General features: G+C 53.1%; 2 protein-coding genes. One reads left to right on the forward strand and one right to left on the reverse strand.

Going from position 1 to position 2,936, the window contains the following annotated elements:
- Nucleotides 1-1,566 (forward strand): glycine betaine ABC transporter substrate-binding protein (locus ACETWG_05590; GenBank protein ID MFB0516061.1); only part of this gene is annotated, 1,566 nt, incomplete at its 5' end.
- Nucleotides 1,567-1,713: 147 nt separating this feature from the next.
- On the opposite strand, the gene ACETWG_05595 is transcribed toward ACETWG_05590, so the two are convergent.
- The coding region (locus tag ACETWG_05595; protein MFB0516062.1) for an asparagine synthase-related protein at nucleotides 1,714-2,936 on the reverse strand (1,223 nt) is incomplete at its 5' end.

Consider the following 2,936-nt stretch of genomic DNA (forward strand, 5'->3'; position numbering starts at 1 on the left):
CTGTGGCTCCGGACAGGCGAGCATGTGATCCTAACCGGTGTTTCTACCGGCGCAGCCATAATATTAGGCGTTCCAGTAGGCATTTTGGCATCTTGTGTAGCTCGGTTGCGCGGCCCTCTACTGGGAGCCATAGGGATCCTGCAGACTATCCCGAGCCTCGCAATGTTGGCCATCCTGCTGGCGCTCACTGGAAAGATTGGGGCCCTGCCCGCCATTATCGCCCTGGCATTGTACGCCCTACTTCCCATTGTGAGAAATACGCTTACCGGGATTCAAGGGGTCTCGCCCGCAGCACTGGAGGCTGCCTGCGGGATCGGTATGACGGACCGTCAACAGCTATGGAAGGTCAAGATCCCCTTGGCCCTGCCAGTTATCGTGGCCGGCATCAGGACCGCCGCAGTCACAGGGGTGGGCATTGCGACCCTGTCGGCGTTTATCGGCGCGGGAGGGCTAGGGCAATTCATTAACCGGGGATTGGCCCTTTCCAACACTAACCTCATCCTTCTCGGAGCCATTCCTGCCGCCCTACTTGCTCTGGTTGTGGACCTCTCGATCGCAGCCATGGGGTGGGGCCTAGAACCCCGCAGGCACCGCCATTTACCTCAACGTCTGCGGATACTACTTCAAGGTTTAACGCTCTTACTTCCTTTTTTCATAGGGGTTGCTGGAGTCATTGCCTACATCTCTGGAGGCGCAATGAGGCCTGTATCTGGCCCCACCTCAACAATAGCGGGCCAGGGCCGTGCAGCAAACGTGGTAATCGCATCGAAGAACTTTACCGAGCAACTCATCTTGGGTGAATTAATGGCTCAACTTATCGGGGAACGGACAGAGCTGGCTGTCGAGCGGCGCTTTAACCTCGGGGGCACAATGATCTGTCACGGCGCCATTGTGAACGGAGAAATCGACATCTATGCCGAGTATACGGGAACTGGCCTGACCACGATCTTAAGGCGGGAGGTTGTTTCTGATCCCGACGAGGTGTTCGATGTAGTAGCGCGGGAGTACCGAAATCGCTTCGACATAGAGTGGCTCCAGTCCTTTGGTTTTAATAACACCTATGCCATTACGGTAAGGGAAAGGGATGCCCAAATGCACGGATGGGAGAAGATCTCTGATCTCAAGGCATCCGCTCCAAATCTGCGGGCTGGTTTCACCTCCGAATTCATGGAACGACCTGACGGGTACCCTGGTCTCCGAAAGGCATACGGGTTGAGTTTTGGCGAAGTTAGGGATCTTGATCCCGCGCTGATGTACGAGGCACTCGCCAAGGAGGAGGTAGATGTTATTTGTGCGTTTGCTACGGACGGCCGTATCGCTGCTTATAAGCTAAAACTGCTCTTGGATAACCGAGATTTTTTCCCGCCTTACCAGGCCGCACCCATTGTGCGAAAAGAAGTCCTCAAATCTCATCCTGAAATTAGAGAGGCGCTGGCTCCGCTTTCAGGGCTTCTTAATGATGCCACCATGCAAGGATTGAACTATAAGGTAGATGGCAAAAAACGCTCACCCCGAGACGCTGCCCGTGAGTTCCTGAAATCCCATAACCTGTTAAATGAGGATTAATTACCTATGTGCGGGATCGGAGTCGGCTCGGGGGGAGATGCCACGAAATGGTTAGGAGAACTATGATAGAAGGATTGATGCGTCCAGGGCCAGACGCTGAAGGTACGTACAAAGATGAAGGGTTTACTCTGCGGAGGGTGCATTATACTAAAGGCAGATCCATTGGCCAACAGTCTCGACAGCACGGTGACTCCCAAAATGCTCGGTGAAGATGCGGAAGTAGTAAAGTTCTTCCTTGCTCCGAATTATTGGGTACTCGTCTTGAGCCTGGGCCAGCTCGCCATCGGTGATCATATCTTCAACGTAGGCCGGAAGTAGCTTCGCGGAACCAGACCCCTGCGAGAACTCCTCCTTGAGGCGCCAGGCCACACTTCTGGGCAGGCGGGATTCAAATGCCTTTCTGAAGATCCACTTTTCGATCTTCTGATCACCTTCTGGTTTCTGTTTGTATTCGGATGGGATGGCCAATGAATAATTCAGTAGTTCCCCAGATATGAGAGGCGCCACTACCCGAACACCATGGCACTGGTTCATGCGATCCAGCCGCAGAGCAGCGTTGTTATGCAATAACCCGAGACATTCCCTCTGCCGCATAAATAGTTCTTCAGGTGGAAAATCCTTAAGGTACGTGTACCCGCAGAATATCTCATCACCCCCCTCACCGGAAAGCAGTACCTTGATGCCATGCTCGCGGGCATATCGGGATATGAGAAAATTTGAGACCGAACTCCTAACTAAAGACGGGTCGAAGGATTCCAGATAATAGATAACCTCAGATAAAACTCCTGCGATCTCCTCAAGCCCCACGATCATCTCACAGTGGTCCGAGTTAAGGACACGTGCCATGACTCGTGCCATTTTGATATCTTCGCTTTCCCCCACTCCTAAGGCAAAGGTCTTCAATTTGGCGTCTCTTCCGAACTTCTCTTTGCATGCCTCGCCAGCCAAATACGTGATTACGCTGCTATCGAGCCCCCCACTGAGGAGGCTGCCTGTTGGGATACGGAAGTCTACCCGATTTCGTACACTTCGCCGGACGATGGAGGAGATGTCCTTGACCATTCGATCCACATTCGAATGGAGCTCTGTAGGCGGAGCCTTGGGCAATTCCGAAAACCGGGTCAACCTCCCGCGCCTGTCCATAAAATAGCCTGCAGGGAATTCATAGACATCCTCGGTGACTTCGAGAATGCTTTTGAGTTCAGAGGCGAGGTATAGGGTCTGGCCCTTCCACCCGTAGTAGAGGGTCTTGATACCCAGGAGGTCTCTGGCCGCAAAGAGTTCATCCCCATCACATAGTGCAAAGGCAAAAATCGCGTCATTCAGATAGCGGAAGAAACCCCTGCCGTCACGTAGATAGAGATGAAGGA

The organism is Candidatus Neomarinimicrobiota bacterium (assembly GCA_041862535.1).
Taxonomy (GTDB): Bacteria; Fidelibacterota; Marinisomatia; order SCGC-AAA003-L08; family TS1B11.